This window comes from Streptomyces sp. NPDC012827 (assembly GCF_042900905.1).
Lineage (GTDB): Bacteria > Actinomycetota > Actinomycetes > Streptomycetales > Streptomycetaceae > Streptomyces > Streptomyces gulbargensis.
Map to the genome: position 1 here is coordinate 155,713 of NZ_JBIBBY010000013.1, position 17,177 is coordinate 172,889.

Sequence of the window (17,177 nt, forward strand, 5' to 3'; positions counted from 1 at the left end):
TACGGGGCGGGGCCGGTCAGTCCGTGGAGACGAGTCCGGTCTCGTAGGCGAGGATGACGAGGTGCACGCGGTCGCGGGCGCCGAGCTTGGACAGGAGCCGGGTGAGGTAGGTCTTGGCGGTGGCGACGCTGAGGTGGAGCTCCTGGGCGATCTCGGTGTTGGACAGGCCACGGCCGACGAGGGTGAGGACCTCGCGTTCGCGGTCGGTGATGCCGGCGGGTCCCCGGCGGGGCCCGGTGGCGGGCCGGCGGGGGCGGCCGGCGAAGTCCTTGATGAGGCGGCGGGTGACCCCGGGCGCGAGGAGCGCGTCGCCCGAGGCGACGATCCGGACGGCGGCGAGGATGTCGTCGAGGGCCATGTCCTTGACGAGGAAGCCGGAGGCTCCGGCGTGCAGCGCCCCGTAGACGTGCTCGTCGTCGTCGAAGGTGGTCAGGACGACGACCCGGGCACCGCTCGGGCCCGCGGTGACGCGGCGGGTGGCCTCGATGCCGTCGGTGCCGGGCATGCGGAGGTCCATGAGCACGACGTCGGCGCCGGTCTCCTCGGTGAGCCGGACGGCTTCGGCCCCGTCGGCGGCCTCCCCGACCACGAGGAGGTCGGAGGTGTCGGCGATGACCATGCGGAGCGCGGTGCGGACGAGGGGCTGGTCGTCGGCGAGGACGACGCGGATCGGGGACGCGTGCCCGGGGCCGGGCGTGGGGCCTGCGGGTGGTGCGGGGGTGGCGGGGCTCATGGTGTGGTGGCTCCGGGGCGCGGGGTGGCGGGCGGGGGTGAAGGTGAGGTGGAGGGTGAGGGTGAAGCCGGGGTGGAGGGTGAGGGCAGCGGCAGGCGGGCGGTGACGCGGAATCCACCGGCGGGGCGGGGGCCCGCCTCGAACCGTCCGTGCAGCAGGCCGACGCGCTCGCGCATGCCGATCAGGCCGTGGCCGGAGCCTCCGCCGGTGCGGGCGCGCTCGTGGCCGGGGCGCGGCCCGGGGTCCTCGACGGTGACGGTGAGGGACGCGGGGTCCCGGTGGTCGACGGTGACCGTGCAGGAGTCCGCGCCCGAGTGGCGTACGACGTTGGTGACGGACTCCTGGACGATACGGAAGGCCGAGAGGTCGAGGTCGGGGGGCAGGGGGCGGGAGGTGCCGGTGCGGCGGACGGCGACGTGGACGCCCGCGGCGGCGGTGAGCGCGGTGAGCCGGTCGAGCGCCGTCAGCCCGGGCATGTCGGGCAGCCCCGGGTGTCCCGCGCGGTGCGGCTCGCCGGGCGCGGGAGGTTCCGGTCCGGTGTCCGGGGTGCGCAGGGCGCCCACCATCCGGCGCAGACCCGCCAGGGTGTCCCGGCTCGCGGTCTCGATCTCGGCGAGGGCCTGGCGGGCCGCGTCGGGCTGCGTCGTGATGACCCGGCGGGCGGCGCCGGCCTGGAGGGCGACGATGCCGATGCTGTGGGCGACCGTGTCGTGCATCTCGCGGGCGACGCGGAGGCGCTCGGCGGCGACGGCCCGTTCGGCGGCGCGTTCGGCGGCCTGGACGCGGGTCTCCTCCGCGTGCGTACGGCTCTGCCGCTCGAAGCGGCCGAGCAGCCAGGCGACGGCGGCGGTGAGCCCCGCGGCCAGAGCGCCGGTGGTGCCCACGCTCCAACCGGAGAGGAGCCGGACGGCGAGGTACGCCACGAGGACGCCGAGGGCCAGCAGCAGGGCCCGGTTCGCCTCGCGGGCCGGCCGGGAGGCGGCGACGACGTACAGGGCCACGTCGACGGCCAGGTACTGGGCGAGGGGGATGGCGGTGACGGACAGGGGCGTGGTGCCCACGACGGCGGCGGCGAGGAGGTGGCGCAGTGCGGCGGCCGGACGGCGGGCCAGCAGCGCGCCGCCCCGGACGGCGAGGGCGGTGGCGAGGGCCAGCAGGGTGAGGCCGTCCCAGCGGAGGAACGCCACACCGGCCAGGATGTCCGCCCGCTCCTGGCCGGGCAGACGTACGCGGAGGAGGAAGGTGAAGGCCAGCCCGGCGAGCCAGGCCGTCACCGCCCACCCGGCCGGGGTGATCCTCCTGAGGTAAGGGGCCGACGGGATGACAGACATGCCGCGATCGTAGGGGCCCCGGGGCCGGCGGTCGTCGGACCGGGGATGTACGACCGGGGGTGACACGGCGGCCGGCGGATTGTCCGCGCCGGTCCGATGTCCCGCCGGGCCGCGGGCGGCACCGTGGTGGTCATGATCGATGTCAGGGAACTCACCAAGCGGTACGGCGACAGAACCGCCGTACGGACGCTCACGTTCACGGTCCGGCCGGGCCGGGTCACCGGCTTCCTGGGGCCCAACGGGGCGGGCAAGAGCACGACGCTGCGCATGATCCTCGGGCTGCACGCCCCGACGAGCGGCTCCGTCACGGTCGGCGGGCGGCCCTTCGCGGAGCGCTCCCGGGGGCTGCGGCACGTCGGGGCGCTCCTCGACGCCGGGGACGCGCACGGCGGTCTGACCGCACGGGCGCATCTCGCGGTGCTCGCCCGGAGCAACAGGCTGCCGCTCGCCCGGGTCGACGCCGTCCTGGAGGAGGTGGGCCTGGCGGCTGCGGCACGGCGCCGGATCGGCGGCTTCTCGCTGGGCATGCGGCAGCGGCTCGGGATCGCGGGGGCGCTTCTCGGTGATCCGCCGGTGCTGCTGTTCGACGAGCCGCTCAACGGTCTCGACCCGGAGGGCGTGCGGTGGGTGCGGGGGCTGTTCCGGCGGCTGGCGGACGAGGGCCGTGCGGTCTTCGTCTCCAGCCATCTGATGACGGAGATGGAGCACACGGCGGACGAGCTGGTGGTGATCGGGCGGGGGCGGCTGATCGCGGCGGAGAGCCTGGCCGCGTTCGCCGGACGGGCGGGCGGGCCGGACGTGCTGGTCGGGACGTCCGACCCGGCGGCGCTGGCCGGTCCTCTGCTCGCTGCCGGGGCCGTCGTCGTGGAGGAGGCCGGGCGGCTGACGGTCTCCGGACTGCCGGCCGCGCGCATCGGGGAACTGGCGCTGCGTCACCGGGTGCCGCTGCACGAGCTGACGACGCGGACCGCGTCCCTGGAGGAGGCGTTCATGGAACTCACCGCCGGCAGTGTCGAGTACCCGGCGGGAGACCCCCGGTGACCGGGGCCGTCCTGGCCGCGCGGGAGCCGCGGGCCCGGTTCCGTGACCTGTTCGCCGCCGAGTGGCTGAAGCTGTGGTCCCTGCGGTCCACGTTCTGGTCGCTGCCGGCGGCGATGGTGGCCGTGGTGGCGTTCAACGTGGGGACCGCCTGGGACCACTACCGGTACTGGCACGCGTACGGCCCGGCCGGCCGGGCGGATTTCGTGGCCCACGGCATGGCGCTGCGCGACGCGTTCACGGGAAACGCCGCCACCGTGCTGGTGCTGTGCGCGGCGGCCATGGGGGCGGTGGCGGTGACCGGCGAGTACGCCGGCGGGTCGATCCGCACGACCTTCGCCGCGGTGCCTGAGCGGGGGGCGGTGATGTCCGCGAAGGTCCTGGTCGTGGCGGCGGTGCAGACCCTGTTCGGGGCGGCGGTCGCGGGGCTGTCGTTCTGGCTGACGCAGGCGGTGCTGGCGGTACGGGGCGCGGGGGTGTCGCTCGCGCATCCCGGGGCGCTGCGGATCGTCGTGGCGTCGGCGCTGCTGGCACCGGTCTGCGCGGTGACCGGGATGGCGCTCGCGGCCGTGGTGCGACGCGGGTCGCTGTCGGTGGTCGCGGCGGTGGTGCTGCTGCTGTTCCTGCCCATGGCGCTGGGCGAGCGGCGGCATCTCACAGCGGTGCTCGCGCACACGACCCCGCTGCGGGCCTGGGAGCGGCTGGTCGCGACGGGCCCCGCGGAGGCGGTCCCCCACCCGTGGAGCACGGGCGGGGCGTGGCTGGTGTACGGGATCTGGCCGGTGGCCGCGGCGGTCGTGACGGCGCTGGTGGTGCGGCGCCGGGACCAGTGAGCGGGGTGCGACGGGGCCCCTGGCCGCCCGCGCTGTGCGTCAGTTGCCGGGCGGCGGGCCGGGGCGGTCGAGGCGGCGGCGGACGCGGTGCTCGTGGACGAGGCGGCCGGCGAGGGCGCCCCCGTAGACGACGAAGCCGACGCCGACGAGCCAGGACTGGAGGACGAGCACGGTGCCGAACTGGCCGTACGTCACGGCGTTGGAGGCGATGAGCGGGGAGAACACCAGTTGGGAGAAGACGCGCAGGCCGAGCAGGCCGCAGGCGGTGAGGGCGGCGCCGGGGGCAAGGGCCCGCCAGCGGAGGCGGCCGCAGAGGAGGAAGCGCTGGGACCACCAGAAGAACGCGAAGGTGCCGGTGAGGTCACCGAGGGCGACGAGGGCGGTGACGGCGGCGGAGGCGTTCGCGGGGGCGGGGAAGGCGACGAAGAGGAGGAGGGCGGCGACGAGGACGGCGAGCCAGACGACGTGACGCCACATGGTGTGCCAGCGGGCCGTGGGGAGGTCCCAGACCCGCTCGTACCCGGTCTGGACGGCCGAGCCGAGGGTGACGCCGAAGGCGGCGAGCGCGGCGAGGCCGAAGGCGGTGGTGCGCTGGAGGGCCTGACCCGGTCGTCCGAAGAGGCCTTCGACCTCCTCCTGGGACACCTGGGAGACGCCCAGTCCCTGGACGAGCCAGCGGGCGAAGCCCTGGCCGCTGGCGAGGTCGGCGGCGGCGACCACGATGAGCAGGGGGACGAGGGTGAGCAGGCAGAGCGCCGCGAAGCCCATGGCGCGGTGCATGAGTTCCATGGCGCGGCCCCGGTTCCAGGCGAGGGCCGCGGGCGAGTCGAGGACGCGCTCGTGGAGCCGCCGGAACCGGTGGCTCCCGTGGCCGGGTCCGGTGGGGGTCTCGTCGTGCGGTGCGCCGGGGATGGGGGGCATGTCCGGTGGGGTACCCGGCGGGGCGCCGGGACCTCTCCGGGATGCGGCCGATCGGGTGGCGCGGCGCTCCCCCGGGCGGGCTGCCGGAGCGGTCCACGGGACGTCGCCCGGAGGCCGGGAAGGTCAGCGGAGGCCGGGGACCGGAAGGGTGCGGGTGCAGCCGTCCGGGGCGGTGTCCGGGACGCCGTGGGCCTGGAGGGCCGCGCTCACCAGCGTGGCGAGCAGGTCGATGTCGGAGCCCGTGTCCAGACGGACCGTCACCCAGCCGGAGCCCGCGCGCAGACGGACCGCGCTCGATCCGAGGAGGGCCGGGCGGAGTCTGGCGATCATGGCGCGGGTCAGGTGGACGTCGGCCTCGTGCTCGCCGTGGAAGTGCACGATCTCGTGCGTCGGGGTGCGCAGTCCGAGTTCGGCGCCGCACTGGGCGGGGCTCGGGTTCAGCGAGGGCCAGCTCATCAAACGTTCACTGGCGTGCCGGGCCGTGTTCATACCGAGGAGCGTGCCGGGCCCCGGGGTCCGGCACAAGCATCCGGGCGAAAGAATCCGGCCGAGGCGTGAATCCGGTGGTCGCCCGGGGCGAAGTGACGTTCCGTCACGACGGTGGGTGGTGCCGGGGTGGCCGTCGGTCACCTCGCGGAAGGGCGGTCACGCACGGGCCGGCGGGCACGGAACGGTTGTGCGACGACCCTGGTACGACCACGGGACCGCGTTCGGCGAGTTCGCTCAGGGATACGCGCGGGCCGTCGGGCCGCGTCCGGCGGTCCTCGTCCTCGGTGACGCCCGAACCGACGGCGCCGGTCCCGGCGTGGCGGCGCTGCGGCCGGCCCTGGCCGGGGGGCGCCCGCGACGGTCCCGGTGACGGGCCGCGGGGGCGGGAGAACTACGGTGACCCCATGGAACTCATCGGAGAGATAGCGGCCGACCGTCCCCTGCTCGTCCTCGCCGTCAAGGAGGAGGCCCAGCACCTGGACACCGACCTGCCGGTGCTGCTGACCGGCATGGGCAAGGTGAACGCGGCGACCGCGCTGGCGACCGTCCTCGCCCGGGGTCCGCGGCCGTCCGGGGTCGTGAACCTGGGGACGGCCGGTGCGCTGCGGCCGGGCTGGAGCGGGACCCACGTGGTGGGCACCGTGATCCAGCACGACCTGGACGGCGCGACGCTCGCCGCGCTGACCGACGGCGGCACGTACGGTCCTCCGATGACGCTCCCGGACGGGGGTGACGTCGTGCTCGCCACCGGTGACCTGTTCGTCTCGGACGAGGCGGCCCGGGCCCGGCTCGCGGAGCTGGCGCCGCTGGTCGACATGGAGGGGTACGCCCTCGCCGTGGCGGCGGAGCGCGCGGGCGTGCCGCTGCGGATCGTGAAGCACGTCAGCGACGAAGCGGGCGAGGGCGCGGGACGCACCTGGCGCGAATCGGTGGCCGGGTGCGCGCGGGCCCTCGCGGACTGGGCCGAGGCGAACACCCCGTACCGCTCCTGACGCGGACCGGCCCGGTCAGCGTGCGGCCGGGGGTCGGGCGGCCTAGGGCGGGCGGACCACCAGCAGCGCGGCCACGTCGTCGTCGATGCGGTCGGAGCAGTGGGTGACGAGGTCCCGGTGGAGGAGGGTGAGCACCTCGCCGGCCGGTCTGTCCGTCCACGCCCGCAGCCGGACCTCCAGCGGGTAGAACGCGCCGGCCCGGTCGCGGCACTCGCTGACGCCGTCGGTGTAGAGGAGCAGCCGGTCGCCGGGACCGAAGGGAATTTCCTCCACCCGGTGGACGGTGTCGGCCAGGCCGGCCAGGTTGACCGGCAGGGACGGCTCGGCGAAGGGAACCGGGGTGACGGTCGTCCCGTGCTGGAGCAGCGGCGGCGGATGGCCGCGGCTGAGGAGCCGGACGACGTCGCGGCCTTCGGGGAGTTCCAGGAGGAGGACCGTGGCGAAGCGTTCGGTGGCCTCGGAGGCCGGGGCGAGGGCTCCGAAGCGGGCGAGCCCCTCGTCGAGCCGGTCGGCGAGCTCGGGAAGGCCGGGGGCCTCGTCGGCCGCCGCGCGGAAGGCGCCGAGGAGGACGGAGGCGGTCTCGACCGCCCCGAGGCCCTTGCCCTGGACGTCCCCGAGCATGAGGCGCACACCGCCGGGCACCCGTACGGCCTCGTAGAAATCGCCGCCGATCCTGGCCTTGGCGGCGGCCGCCACGTACAGCAGGTGCAGTTCCACGGGCCCGAGCCGGGGCGGCAGCGGGCGCAGGACGACGCGCTGGACGACCTCGGCGACGGCCGTGACCTCGGCCAGGTCCTGCTCGTAGCGGGTGCGGACCCGGCTGACCCACGCCGCGGCGGCGGTCACGCCCGCGAGCGTCGCCTCGGAGACGAGGAACTCGGGGGCGAGGCCCTCGCCGCGCTGGACGCCCAGCAGGGCGCGCAGGGCCATCGACGCGAGGCCGAAGCCGATCGTCCAGGGCACGCTCCAGGTGACGGCGGCGAGCGCGGGCGCGGCGACGAGGAAGCGGTCGAAACGCTCCCGGTCGGGGGTCAGCAGGTCGACGAGGACGGTGAGGAGCAGCACCAGGAGGGGCAGAGCGCGACCGAGGTGGAACTGGGTGCGCGTCGCCGCGCCGTGCGGGCGCCGGTGACGGGCCGTGGACATTCGGTGATCGTACGCAAGGACGCCGGGCGTCCCGGGGCGGCCGCCGGCGCCGGGCGTGTCCCCGCCGGGCGGCCCGCGCGGGGTGGCGCGGGGTCTTCGCCGGGGTGGCGAAGGGTCCCGGCCGGGGTGGCGCGTCGCAGGCCGTGATCGGGTCCGGGCCCCGGTGACCAGGTCGGCTACACTCGGGGTCAGCGAAGGGGAGTAGCCCCGCGAACCGGTCGTCGACACACTGGAGCCCCCGGGTTCCCGGTGACCGGGTCCGCGTACGCCGAGTGCGGCGCGGACGGGCGAGACCTTCGGCCAGGCAACAACCGCGTCCGCGTCCGTGCGGGCGTGGTCCGTCATGCCGGGCCGAGTGGTCCTCCCGCCGCCCACCGAGGCGCCGTGCCGGTCCACGGGCCCGGACCGAGCAGAGAGCCCCGGTATGCACCTCGACCCCTTGGCGATCCTCACCGCCTTCGGGCTGATCTTCCTCGCCGAGCTTCCCGACAAGACGATGTTCGCGTCCCTCGCCATGGGCACGCGGATGCGTCCCCTGTACGTCTGGTTCGGCACGTCGACCGCCTTCCTGGCGCACGTCGCCATCGCCGTCGGCGCCGGCAGTCTGCTGGGACTGCTGCCCGGCTGGACCGTCAAGCTCGTATCGGCGCTGCTGTTCGGCTTCGGCGCGTACGTCCTGCTGCGCGGCGGGGACGACGACGAGGAGGACGACGCGGGCGGCCGTACGGTCACCGGCTTCTGGCCGGTCTTCTCGACCGCCTTCACGGCCGTGTTCATCAGCGAGTGGGGCGACCTGACGCAGATCACCACGGCGAACCTGGCGGCCACCAACGGCACCTGGTCCACGGCGATCGGCTCCTTCGCCGCCCTCACGAGCGTCTCCGCCCTGGCTCTGGTCGCCGGGCGTTTCATCGCCAAGCGCGTCCCGCTCAAGACCGTGCAGCGGATCGGCGGTGTCTGCATGGCAGGCCTGGCGATCTGGTCGCTGACGGAGGTCTTCACCGGCTGACCGGTCCCGCCGGACCGAGCGCGCCGAACGCGGGCGAAGGGCGCCTCCCCACCCCGGGGAGGCGCCCTTCGTCCGTCCCCTTGATGAAGAAGTGAATCACTGCTTCACTCCTTTCATGCCCTACCGACGCACCCCCGCCGTCCAGGCCCGGCTGGACGCCCAGCGCGCCGCCGTCGTCGAGGCGGCGCTCGGGCTGCTGGCCGAGCACGGCTACGCCGGCTGCACGATGGCGGCCGTCGCCGCCCGGGCCGGTATCGCCACCGGCAGCGTGTACCGCCACTTCGACGGCAAGTCCGCACTCGCCGTCGAACTCTTCAGGACCGTCGTACGCCGGGAGGTCGCCGCGGTCTCCACGGCGGCCGCGCACCCCGGACACGCCTCGGCAGCCGAGCGGGTGGTGGCCGTGATCGAGACCTTCGCGCAGCGCGCCCTCAAGTCGCCGCGGCTCGCCTACGCCCTGCTCGCGGAGCCCGTCGACCCGGCCGTGGACGCCGAGCGGCTCGTCTTCCGGCGTGCCTTCCGCGATGTGTTCGCCGCGCACGTGCGGGACGGCGTGCGCGCGGGCGAGCTGCCCCCGCAGGACCCGGCCCTCACGGCCTCGGCGCTCGTCGGCGCCGGTGCCGAGGCGCTCGTCGGGCCGCTGGCGACGGGGTCCGTCGGGCCCGGCACCGTACCCGCACTCGTCACCTTCACCCTGCGAGCACTGGGAGTTCCCGATGCCGACCACGCATGAGGTCACCAACCAGGTACCGCCCCTGACCGGTTACGACGTCTCCGCGGACCCCGCTCTCCTGGAGGCGCTGCGCCGTGAGGGCGCCGGCTGGGCGGAGCCCGAGGTGCGCGAGCTGGGGGTGCGGGCGGGCGGGGCCGAGGCCCAGGAGTGGGGCCGGCTCGCGGAGCGCCACTCCCCCGTGCTGCACACGCACGACCGGTTCGGCCACCGGATCGACGAGGTCGAGTTCCACCCGTACTGGCACGAGCTGATGGGCGTGGCGGTCCGCCACGGGCTGCACGGCGCCCCCTGGCGCGACGAGCGGCCGGGCGCGCACGTGGCGCGTGCCGCGAAGGTGTTCGTGTGGGGGCAGGCCGACGCCGGGCACCTGTGCCCGGTCTCGATGACGTACGCCGCCGTCCCGGCGCTGCGCGTCCAGCCCGAGCTGGCCGAGGTGTACGAGCCGCTGCTCTCCTCCCCCGCGTACGAGTTCGGCCTGCGGGTGCCGGCGGAGAAGCGCGGGATCATCGCCGGGATGTCGATGACCGAGAAGCAGGGCGGTTCGGACGTCCGGGCGAACACCACGCGGGCCGTCCCCACCGGAGAGCCCGGCCTGTACGCGCTGACCGGGCACAAGTGGTTCACCTCCGCGCCCATGTCGGACGTCTTCCTGACCCTCGCGCAGGCACCCGGCGGGCTGTCCTGCTTCCTGGTGCCGCGCGTCCTGCCGGACGGCGCCCGCAACGCGATCCGCCTCCAGCGGCTCAAGGACAAACTGGGCAACCGGTCGAACGCCTCCTCCGAGATCGAGTACGAGGGCGCCCTCGGCCGGCTCGTCGGGGAAGAGGGGCGCGGGGTCGCCACCATCATCCGCATGGTGAACATGACCCGGCTCGACTGCGCCGTCAGCTCCGCCTCCGGGATGCGGTACGGCCTGGTGCAGGCGGCGCACCACACCACGCACCGCCGTGCGTTCGGGGCCCGCCTCGCCGACCAGCCGCTGATGCGGAACGTCCTCGCGGACCTGGCCGTGGAGGCCGAGGCGGCCACCGTCGCCGCGCTGCGGCTGGCCGGGGCGGTGGACCGGGCGGCGCGCGGCGACGCGGAGGAGGAGCAGCTGCGGCGGCTCGGCCTCGCGGTCACCAAGTACTGGGTCTGCAAGCGGGCGCCCGCGCACGCGGCGGAGGCGCTGGAGTGCCTGGGCGGCAACGGCTACGTCGAGGACTCGGGGCTGCCGCGGCTGTACCGGGAGTCGCCCCTGCCGTCCATCTGGGAAGGCTCGGGGAACGTGGCCGCGCTCGACGTGCTGCGGGCGATGGGCCGGCAGCCGCGGGCCGTCGAGGCGTTCTTCGCGGAGATTGAGCGGGCCGCGGGTGCGGACCGGCGCCTGGACGCGGCCGTGGCGGGGCTGCGCAAGGACCTGGCGGGGCTCGGTGACCCGGCTGCGGTGGAGTTCGGCGCGCGGCGGCTCGTGGAGCGGATGGCGCTGGTGTTCCAGGGCTCGCTGCTGGTCCGGCACGGGCATCCGGCGGTGGCGGACGCGTTCTGCGCCTCGCGGCTGGACGGCGACCGGGGGCTGGCCTTCGGCACCCTGCCGGGCGGGGTGGACACGGCGGCGATCCTCGCGCGGAGCGTGCCGGACGCGGAGACCGGTACCGCCGCCTGAGCGGGTGGGCGGGGCGGGTGGCCGCCGCTCTCCCCGGCAGGCGGGGCGCGGAGCCGGCCGCACCCGTGCGCGGGGGGATGCGGCTCCCGCGACCCGGGGCCGGCCGGGGCCTGAGCGGGTGGCCGGCGACGCGGCCGGAGGTACGGAGCGGGCGGCGCACCGGGGGCGGGGCCGTCCCCGGCGCGCCGCCCGTCGCCCCCACGCGCCGAGTTGCGCCGCGCGCGCCGCACGAGAGGCTTGGGGGTAGCCGCCCGGTCACCTCGGAGCGGCGGATGCCGTAGGGAGAGACATGAACCTGGACCTCAGCGCCCTCGCCGACGAGCACCTGGCCGCGGCCCGGACCGCGGAGCACGGCCGCAGCGCCCACCTGGTGGTGCACGACGGCGTGCTCCGGCAGACGGTGATCGCCCTGACCTCGGGCACCGCCCTGGACGAGCACAACGCGCCGCCCGCCGCGAGCCTCCAGGTGCTGCGGGGCCGGGTGCGGCTGACGGCGGCGGAGCGGTCGGCGGACATGTCCGCCGGTGAGCTGCGGATGATCCCCAAGGAGCGGCACGGGCTGACCGCCCTGGAGGACGCGGTGGTCCTCCTGACGGCCGTCAACGACTGACCCTGCCCCCGGTGGCGCGGGACGCCAGGTGACGGGCCGCCACACCGCGCGGGGCGGGTTGTGGCGTCCGGGGCCATGGAGCGGGGCGGGCGCCGGTCGTAGCCTCCCGGCCGACCCTCCGTCAGGAACGAGCCACCGGGAGTCCGCATGCGTCCCTTCTCCTTGCCCCGCCCTCGCCGGCGGCGCCGTCTCGCGGCGCTGCTGCTGAGCGTGGCGGCCGTCCTCGCGCCGTCCGCCGGAACGGCGGGGGCCGCCGCTCCCCCGCCGGTGCCCGGCACCCTGCGGGCGTACGACGTCGGCGCCGTGTTCAGCGCGGGCGTGTCGTCCGGCGGCTACATGGCCACACAACTGCACGTGGCGTACTCCGGTACGTTCGAGGGTTCGGCGTCCTTCGCCTCGGGGCCGTACGACTGCGCGCGTGGCTCGCTGTCCACCGCGCTCAACGCCTGCATGGACACCACGCAGCCGCTGGATCCCGCGGCCCTGGAGCGGCTGACGCGGGAACGCTCGGCGCAGGGGCTGATCGATCCGGTGGAGCAGCTGGCCGGGGACCCGGTGTACGTCTTCGGCGGTGCGAACGACACGACGGTGAAGCGGCCGGTGGTGGACGCGCTGGCGGACCACTTCGGGCGGTTCGGCGCCCGCGTGCGCCACGACCGGTCCTCGGCGGCCGGGCACGCGTGGGTCACGCCGCTCGGCCCCAACGCGTGCGCGGTGACGGCGAGTCCGTACCTCAACGACTGCGGGATCGACGCGCCGGGCGCGCTGCTCGGGCATCTGCTCGGTCCGGTGGCCGCGCCGGGGTCGGGGACGGGTGGTTCGCTCATCCGGTTCGACCAGAACGCGTACGCCCCCGGTGGTTCGGCGGCGGCCCTGTCCATGGGTGCGGAAGGGTTCGCGTACGTGCCGTCGTCCTGCGCGGCCGGGGCCCGCTGCCGGCTGCTGGTCGCCCTGCACGGCTGCAAGCAGGGGTACGCGTACCAGGGGTTCGGGACGCGGTTCGTGGAGGGCGCCTACCTCAACGAGTACGCCGACACCAACGACCTGATCGTGCTCTACCCGCAGGCGGCGCCGACCGCGACCCTGGAGAACCCCAACGGGTGCTGGAACTGGTGGGGTTACCTCGGTGACCGGGCGTACGCGCGGCACGGTGGGAAGCAGATCGAGGCCGTGATGGCGATGGTGCGGGCGCTGCGCGGCGTGGGCACGCCGCCGCCCGCGCCGGGGCGGGCCGTCCTGTCCAGCGCGGACGCCGAGGACGGGTACGTGAAGGCGGCGGCCGACGGGTCGGGCGCGGTGGTCGGCACGTTGGAGGATTCGTACGGGCTCGCGGTGGGGCGGGGCGCGGACGGCCGCGTGAACCGGTCGGTGGTCTCCTTCGACACCTCCCGGATTCCGGCGGGGGCGGAGGTCGCCCGGGCCTGGCTGACGGTCGCGCGCAGCGGTGGCTCGGGCGACCCGTGGGCCTCGCCGGCGGGGAACCGGCTGCTGGTGGACGTCCGGTCGGGCTGCTTCGGCGGCTGCGCGGTCGAGGCCACGGACTGGTCGGCGCCGGCGACGGTCGCGGGCGGGGCGGAGGTGCCGGCCTTCTTCTCGGGGAGCGCGGTGTCGTCGGAGCTGTCGGCCGCGGCGGTCGCGGCGCTGAACCGGGGCGGGACCACCCAGATGCGGCTCGGGTTCGCGGCGGCTCCGGCCGGGACGGCGTACCTCTTCGTGAACCGGGACGCGCCGGTGACGCTGACGGTGGAGTACCGGACGAGCCCGTGAGGAAGTGATCCGCGGGTGGGCCGGGGGTTCAGCGGCCGGTCCTGTCCCATTCGAGGGTGACGCGGAGGCTGGCCTGGGCACTGCCCTGGACGACGAGCGCGGTGAGGCGGCCGGCGTCCAGGCAGAGCTGGCAGCCGAACTCGACGGTGGCCCGGTCGGGGGCCGCCCGGTCGAGGGCCTGTCCGATCTGTTCGGCGAAGGCGGACAGGGCCTCGGTGACGGCGGAGAGGTCGGGCAGCCGGCCGCCGAACCCCTCCAGGCCCTCGTCGGGGGCGAGGCGCCGCGCTTCCACCCGGAGCGTGGCGCCACCCGCGCCGACCTCGACCTCGGTGACGTCCGGCACGGCGACTCCTTCGGGTGGCGGGGGTGGTGAGGGGGCTGTCAGCGTGGGGGCTGCGGGAGTTCCTCGCCGGTCTCCAGGAGCGACTTCAGGCTGGAGATCAGGGCCGGCCAGCCCTCGCCGATCAGTTCGCGGATCGTGCCGCCGGGTTCCAGGTCGTCGTGGGTGACGGTGAGCCGGACCATGTCCCCCGCGGGTTCGAGGGCGAAGGTGACCTTGGACCGGCGTTCCGCCGCGAGCCGCGCGTAGACCTCGTCACCTATGCCGACGGCCTCGGCCCAGGCGGGGGTGATGGTGTGCCAGGTGTAGGAGAGGAGGCGGCCCGGCACGGCCTCGAGGACCATCTGCTCGGGGTCGGAGGTCCGCCGGCCGCCCTCGTCCCAGACCATGGCGGCGCCCGGCGTCCACTCCGTCTCGAAGGCGACGCCCCAGTACCGGCGGGTGAGCTCGGGTTCGGTGAGGGCCTTCCAGAGGTCGTCGGGCGTGGTCCGGATGTACGTGGTGTAGACGAAGGCGTCGCTGTCCATCGTGCCGTTCCTCCGGGTCTGCCCCCGCGCGCTCTGGCCTCTCCTCCCTCCTCCACAGTAGGCGGGCCCCGCCGCACGCTGCCAGCGAAGCGCCCCCGCCCGGGGGAGCGGCCGTCACCCCGGCTCCCGGGGTGGGGCCTGCGTTGAATAGGTGCGGAGGAAACTATTCAACGGACTGCTAGCGTGTCGGGATGTCGCTCAAGCACGCCGTTCTCGCCGCTCTCCTGGAGGGTGAGGCATCCGGGTACGACCTCGCCAAGATCTTCGACGTGTCCGTCGCCAACTTCTGGGCGTCGACCCCGCAGCAGCTCTACCGCGAACTGGACCGGCTCTCCGAGGCCGGACTCATCACGGCCCGGGTGGTCGAGCAGGAACGGCGTCCCAACAAGCGGATGTTCCGCCTCACGGAGGCCGGACGCGCGGACCTGTACGCGTACACGACGACGGCGCCGCGCCCGACCGCCGTCCGTGACGAGCTGATGGTGCAGGTCCAGGCGTGCGACAGCGGGGACACGGAGGCGGTCCGGGGTTTCGTGGCGGACCGGATGGAGACCGCGCGGGGCAAGCTGGCGCGGTACGAACGGCTGCGGGAGTGGCTGCTGGACGGCAGGGACGAGGAGACGTACCTGCGGGAGGCGGAGCGGGTCGGACCGTATCTGACGCTCCTGCGGGGCCGGCTCCTGGAGGAGGAGAACCTGCGGTGGGGCGAGCGGGTGCTCGCCGTCCTGGACGCCCGCGCCGCCGGCGCCCCGGCCGGGGTCCCCACCGAACGTACTCTGCGGTAACGTCTCCGGCCGGCCACCGGACTCACCGGTGCGCGGCGGGCACGGATCGGGGACGGACTGCATGAACATCGGTGACCTCGTCGAGGACTTCACCCTTCCGGACGAGACGGGGACGCCCCGTTCCCTGACGGGGCTGCTGGCCGGCGGGCCGGTCGTCCTCTTCTTCTACCCGGCGGCGCTCACTCCGGGCTGCACCGCCGAGGCCTGCCACTTCCGGGATCTGGCGGCCGAGTTCCACGCGGTGGGGGCGCGACCGGTCGGCGTCAGCGCCGACGAGGTCGACCGGCAGCGGGAGTTCGCCGAACGGCACTCGCTCGGATTCCCCCTGCTCTCCGACCCGGACGGCGCTCTGCGCGCCCGGTTCGGGGTGAAGCGCGGCTTCTCCCTCGCACCGACGAAGCGGGTGACCTTCGTGATCGGACAGGACCGGCGGGTGCGGGAAGCCGTGCGCAGCGAGCTGCGGATGAGCGCACACGCCGACCGGGCGCTCGCCGCGCTCCGCCGCCCCTGACCCAAATACGTCACCCACATTCGCCTTTGGTACGGTCGGCCCCCGTGAGGCTGACCAAATTCACCGACCTGGCGCTGCGTGCCGTGATGCGCCTGGCGGTCACCGGGCCCGAGGAGTCCGTCACCACGCGCGCGGTCGCGGAGGCGATGGACGTCCCGCACGCCCACATGGCGAAGGTGGTCACGCGCCTTCAGCATCTGGGGGTGGTGGAGGCCCGGCGCGGGCGGGGCGGCGGTCTGCTGCTGACCGAGTCCGGCCGTCGTTCGTCGGTGGGCTGGCTCGTCCGGACCCTGGAGGGCGAGGAGGAGGTCGTGGCCTGTGAGGCCGATCCGCCGTGCCCGCTGCGCGCCGCCTGCCGGCTGCGCGGAGCGTTGCGCGAGGCGCAGGAGGCCTTCCACCGGACGCTCGACCCGCTGACGGTGGCGGACCTCGTGGAATCCCCGACGGGACCCCTTCTTCTCTCCGTGACCCGCCGCCCCCTCTGAGAGCGCCGGCCCGACGCGCACCTCCTGTCCCCCTCGTCGGCGAGTGCACTCCTCAAAACACGTAGATCATCTACCTGATAGGAAGTCCGATGCTGTCCGAGCAGGCCGTCCCGGTCGTCCGCGCCACCCTGCCCGCCGTCGGCGGAGCGCTCGACCGGATCACCGAGCGGTTCTACGCGCGCCTCTTCGACGCCCACCCCGAACTGCTGCGGGACCTCTTCAACCGGGGCAACCAGGCCAACGGCGAACAGCGCCGCGCCCTCGCCGGCTCCATCGCCGCCTTCGCCGTGGCGCTGCTCGACCGGCCGGACACGCGCCCCGACGCGCTGTTGGGCCGCATCGCGCACAAGCACGCCTCGCTGGGCGTCACCTCGGAGCAGTACAAGACCGTTCACGAGCACCTCTTCGCCGCGATCGCCGAGGTCCTCGGCGACGCGGTCACCCCGGAGGTGGCCCGCGCGTGGGACGAGGTGTACTGGCTCATGGCCAACGCGCTCGTCGCCGTGGAGAGCCGGCTGTACCAGGAGGCGGGGACCACCGAGGGCGAGGTGTGGCGCACCCAGCGGATCGCCGCGCGCCGGGAGGAGACCGCCGACACCGTCTCCTTCTTCCTGGAACACCCCGACGGCTCGGCCCCGGGGGCCTTCCGTCCGGGGCAGTACGTCGGCGTGCGGGTGGCGCTTCCCGACGGCGCCCGGCAGATACGGCAGTACAGCCTCTCCTCGGCGCCCGGCCTGCCGCGGTGGCGGATCACGGTGAAGCGGGCCGGCGGCGACCCGGCGGGCGAGGTCTCCTCGTGGCTGCACGCCCACGCGCGGGCCGGTGACTCGCTGGAGGTGTCGGTTCCGTTCGGCGACCTGGTCCTGCCTGAGGGCGACGGGCCCCTGCTGTTCGCCTCCGCCGGCATCGGCAGCACCCCCTTCCTCGCGATGCTCGGCCGGCTCGCGGCCACGGGATCGACCCGGCGGGTGGTGGTCGTGCACGCGGACCGCTCCCCCGCGGCGCACGCGCACGCGGGGGAACTGCGCCGCCACGTCGGCGCGCTCCCGCACGGCTCGCTGCACCTCTGGTACGAGGAGCCGGGCGGGTCCGGGGCCCGTGCGGGCCGGGCCGACGTGCGGGCGCTGGACCTTCCGGGCGGGCTCACCGCCTACCTGTGCGGGCCGCTGCCCTTCCTGCGCGCGGTCCGCGGGGACCTGCTGGCGCTCGGCACGGCCCCGGCCGACGTGCACTACGAGGTCTTCGGCCCTGACCTGTGGCTCGGCGCGGAAGGCTGACGGCG

19 protein-coding genes are annotated in these 17,177 nt (G+C 75.1%); 12 read left to right on the forward strand and 7 right to left on the reverse strand.

Annotation, left to right across the window (positions count from 1 at the left end):
* Positions 1 to 16: 16 nt before the first annotated feature.
* Positions 17 to 619 carry a response regulator gene (locus ACFY60_RS26880; protein WP_388614148.1) on the reverse strand — a complete coding sequence of 201 codons (603 nt, stop codon included), beginning with the start codon at positions 617 to 619 and terminating at the stop codon, positions 17 to 19.
* Positions 620 to 729: 110 nt separating this feature from the next.
* Positions 730 to 2,064 carry a sensor histidine kinase gene (locus tag ACFY60_RS26885; RefSeq protein WP_388613865.1) on the reverse strand — a complete coding sequence of 445 codons (1,335 nt, stop codon included), beginning with the start codon at positions 2,062 to 2,064 and terminating at the stop codon, positions 730 to 732.
* Positions 2,065 to 2,196: 132 nt separating this feature from the next.
* Here ACFY60_RS26885 and ACFY60_RS26890 point away from each other — a divergent pair, with 132 nt between their 5' ends.
* On the forward strand, positions 2,197 to 3,105 hold the full coding sequence (locus ACFY60_RS26890; protein ID WP_388613867.1) for an ABC transporter ATP-binding protein: 909 nt from the start codon (positions 2,197 to 2,199) through the stop codon (positions 3,103 to 3,105).
* Positions 3,102 to 3,935: an ABC transporter permease subunit gene (locus ACFY60_RS26895; protein ID WP_388613869.1), complete on the forward strand. Its 834-nt coding sequence runs from the start codon at positions 3,102 to 3,104 to the stop codon at positions 3,933 to 3,935. Before ACFY60_RS26890 ends, ACFY60_RS26895 begins: the two co-directional genes overlap by 4 nt.
* A gap of 39 nt (positions 3,936 to 3,974) precedes the next feature.
* Here ACFY60_RS26895 and ACFY60_RS26900 read toward each other — a convergent pair whose 3' ends face one another.
* Entirely contained in the window at positions 3,975 to 4,856 is an 882-nt protein-coding gene (locus tag ACFY60_RS26900; RefSeq protein ID WP_388613872.1) for a YhjD/YihY/BrkB family envelope integrity protein, read from the reverse strand.
* A gap of 123 nt (positions 4,857 to 4,979) precedes the next feature.
* Positions 4,980 to 5,345, reverse strand: coding sequence for a luciferase family protein (locus ACFY60_RS26905; protein WP_388613875.1), 366 nt, complete (start codon positions 5,343 to 5,345; stop codon positions 4,980 to 4,982).
* 404 nt (positions 5,346 to 5,749) lie between these two features.
* Between ACFY60_RS26905 and ACFY60_RS26910 the strand changes: the two genes are divergently transcribed.
* Entirely contained in the window at positions 5,750 to 6,337 is a 588-nt protein-coding gene (locus tag ACFY60_RS26910) for a nucleosidase (RefSeq protein ID WP_388613878.1), read from the forward strand.
* 42 nt (positions 6,338 to 6,379) lie between these two features.
* Here the strand turns inward: ACFY60_RS26910 and ACFY60_RS26915 are convergent, their stop codons facing one another.
* Entirely contained in the window at positions 6,380 to 7,483 is a 1,104-nt protein-coding gene (locus ACFY60_RS26915; RefSeq protein WP_388613880.1) for a PP2C family protein-serine/threonine phosphatase, read from the reverse strand.
* A gap of 424 nt (positions 7,484 to 7,907) precedes the next feature.
* On the opposite strand from ACFY60_RS26915, the gene ACFY60_RS26920 reads away from it, so the two are divergent.
* From ACFY60_RS26920 to ACFY60_RS26940, 5 genes are all read left to right on the forward strand, one after another.
* Positions 7,908 to 8,492: a TMEM165/GDT1 family protein gene (locus ACFY60_RS26920; protein WP_345277844.1), complete on the forward strand. Its 585-nt coding sequence runs from the start codon at positions 7,908 to 7,910 to the stop codon at positions 8,490 to 8,492.
* Between the two features lie 115 nt (positions 8,493 to 8,607).
* Positions 8,608 to 9,225 carry a TetR family transcriptional regulator gene (locus tag ACFY60_RS26925; protein ID WP_388613883.1) on the forward strand — a complete coding sequence of 206 codons (618 nt, stop codon included), beginning with the start codon at positions 8,608 to 8,610 and terminating at the stop codon, positions 9,223 to 9,225.
* Positions 9,209 to 10,870 (forward strand): acyl-CoA dehydrogenase family protein, encoded by a 1,662-nt coding sequence (locus ACFY60_RS26930; protein WP_388613886.1) that lies wholly within the window; start codon positions 9,209 to 9,211, stop codon positions 10,868 to 10,870. The genes ACFY60_RS26925 and ACFY60_RS26930 overlap by 17 nt, the downstream gene beginning before the upstream one ends.
* A 289-nt stretch (positions 10,871 to 11,159) precedes the next feature.
* Entirely contained in the window at positions 11,160 to 11,480 is a 321-nt protein-coding gene (locus ACFY60_RS26935) for a cupin (RefSeq protein ID WP_309058172.1), read from the forward strand.
* A 147-nt stretch (positions 11,481 to 11,627) separates the two neighbouring features.
* Positions 11,628 to 13,247, forward strand: a complete 1,620-nt coding sequence (locus tag ACFY60_RS26940; protein ID WP_388613890.1) for a PHB depolymerase family esterase — start codon at positions 11,628 to 11,630, stop codon at positions 13,245 to 13,247.
* Positions 13,248 to 13,275: 28 nt separating this feature from the next.
* On the opposite strand, the gene ACFY60_RS26945 is transcribed toward ACFY60_RS26940, so the two are convergent.
* Positions 13,276 to 13,590 carry a CU044_2847 family protein gene (locus ACFY60_RS26945; RefSeq protein ID WP_388613893.1) on the reverse strand — a complete coding sequence of 105 codons (315 nt, stop codon included), beginning with the start codon at positions 13,588 to 13,590 and terminating at the stop codon, positions 13,276 to 13,278.
* Positions 13,591 to 13,628: 38 nt separating this feature from the next.
* A complete protein-coding gene (locus ACFY60_RS26950) occupies positions 13,629 to 14,114 on the reverse strand; it encodes an SRPBCC family protein (protein ID WP_388613896.1) in 486 nt (161 codons plus the stop codon).
* Between the two features lie 191 nt (positions 14,115 to 14,305).
* On the opposite strand from ACFY60_RS26950, the gene ACFY60_RS26955 reads away from it, so the two are divergent.
* The 4 genes from ACFY60_RS26955 to ACFY60_RS26970 all read left to right on the forward strand — a co-directional run bounded on the left by ACFY60_RS26955 (position 14,306) and on the right by ACFY60_RS26970 (position 17,172).
* Positions 14,306 to 14,899: a PadR family transcriptional regulator gene (locus tag ACFY60_RS26955; protein WP_388613898.1), complete on the forward strand. Its 594-nt coding sequence runs from the start codon at positions 14,306 to 14,308 to the stop codon at positions 14,897 to 14,899.
* Positions 14,900 to 14,960: 61 nt separating this feature from the next.
* Positions 14,961 to 15,410, forward strand: a complete 450-nt coding sequence (locus ACFY60_RS26960; RefSeq protein ID WP_388613901.1) for a peroxiredoxin — start codon at positions 14,961 to 14,963, stop codon at positions 15,408 to 15,410.
* 44 nt (positions 15,411 to 15,454) lie between these two features.
* Positions 15,455 to 15,895, forward strand: a complete 441-nt coding sequence (locus ACFY60_RS26965) for an RrF2 family transcriptional regulator (RefSeq protein WP_388613903.1) — start codon at positions 15,455 to 15,457, stop codon at positions 15,893 to 15,895.
* Positions 15,896 to 15,984: 89 nt separating this feature from the next.
* Entirely contained in the window at positions 15,985 to 17,172 is a 1,188-nt protein-coding gene (locus tag ACFY60_RS26970) for a globin domain-containing protein (protein WP_388613906.1), read from the forward strand.
* The last annotated feature ends 5 nt before the right edge of the window (positions 17,173 to 17,177 follow it).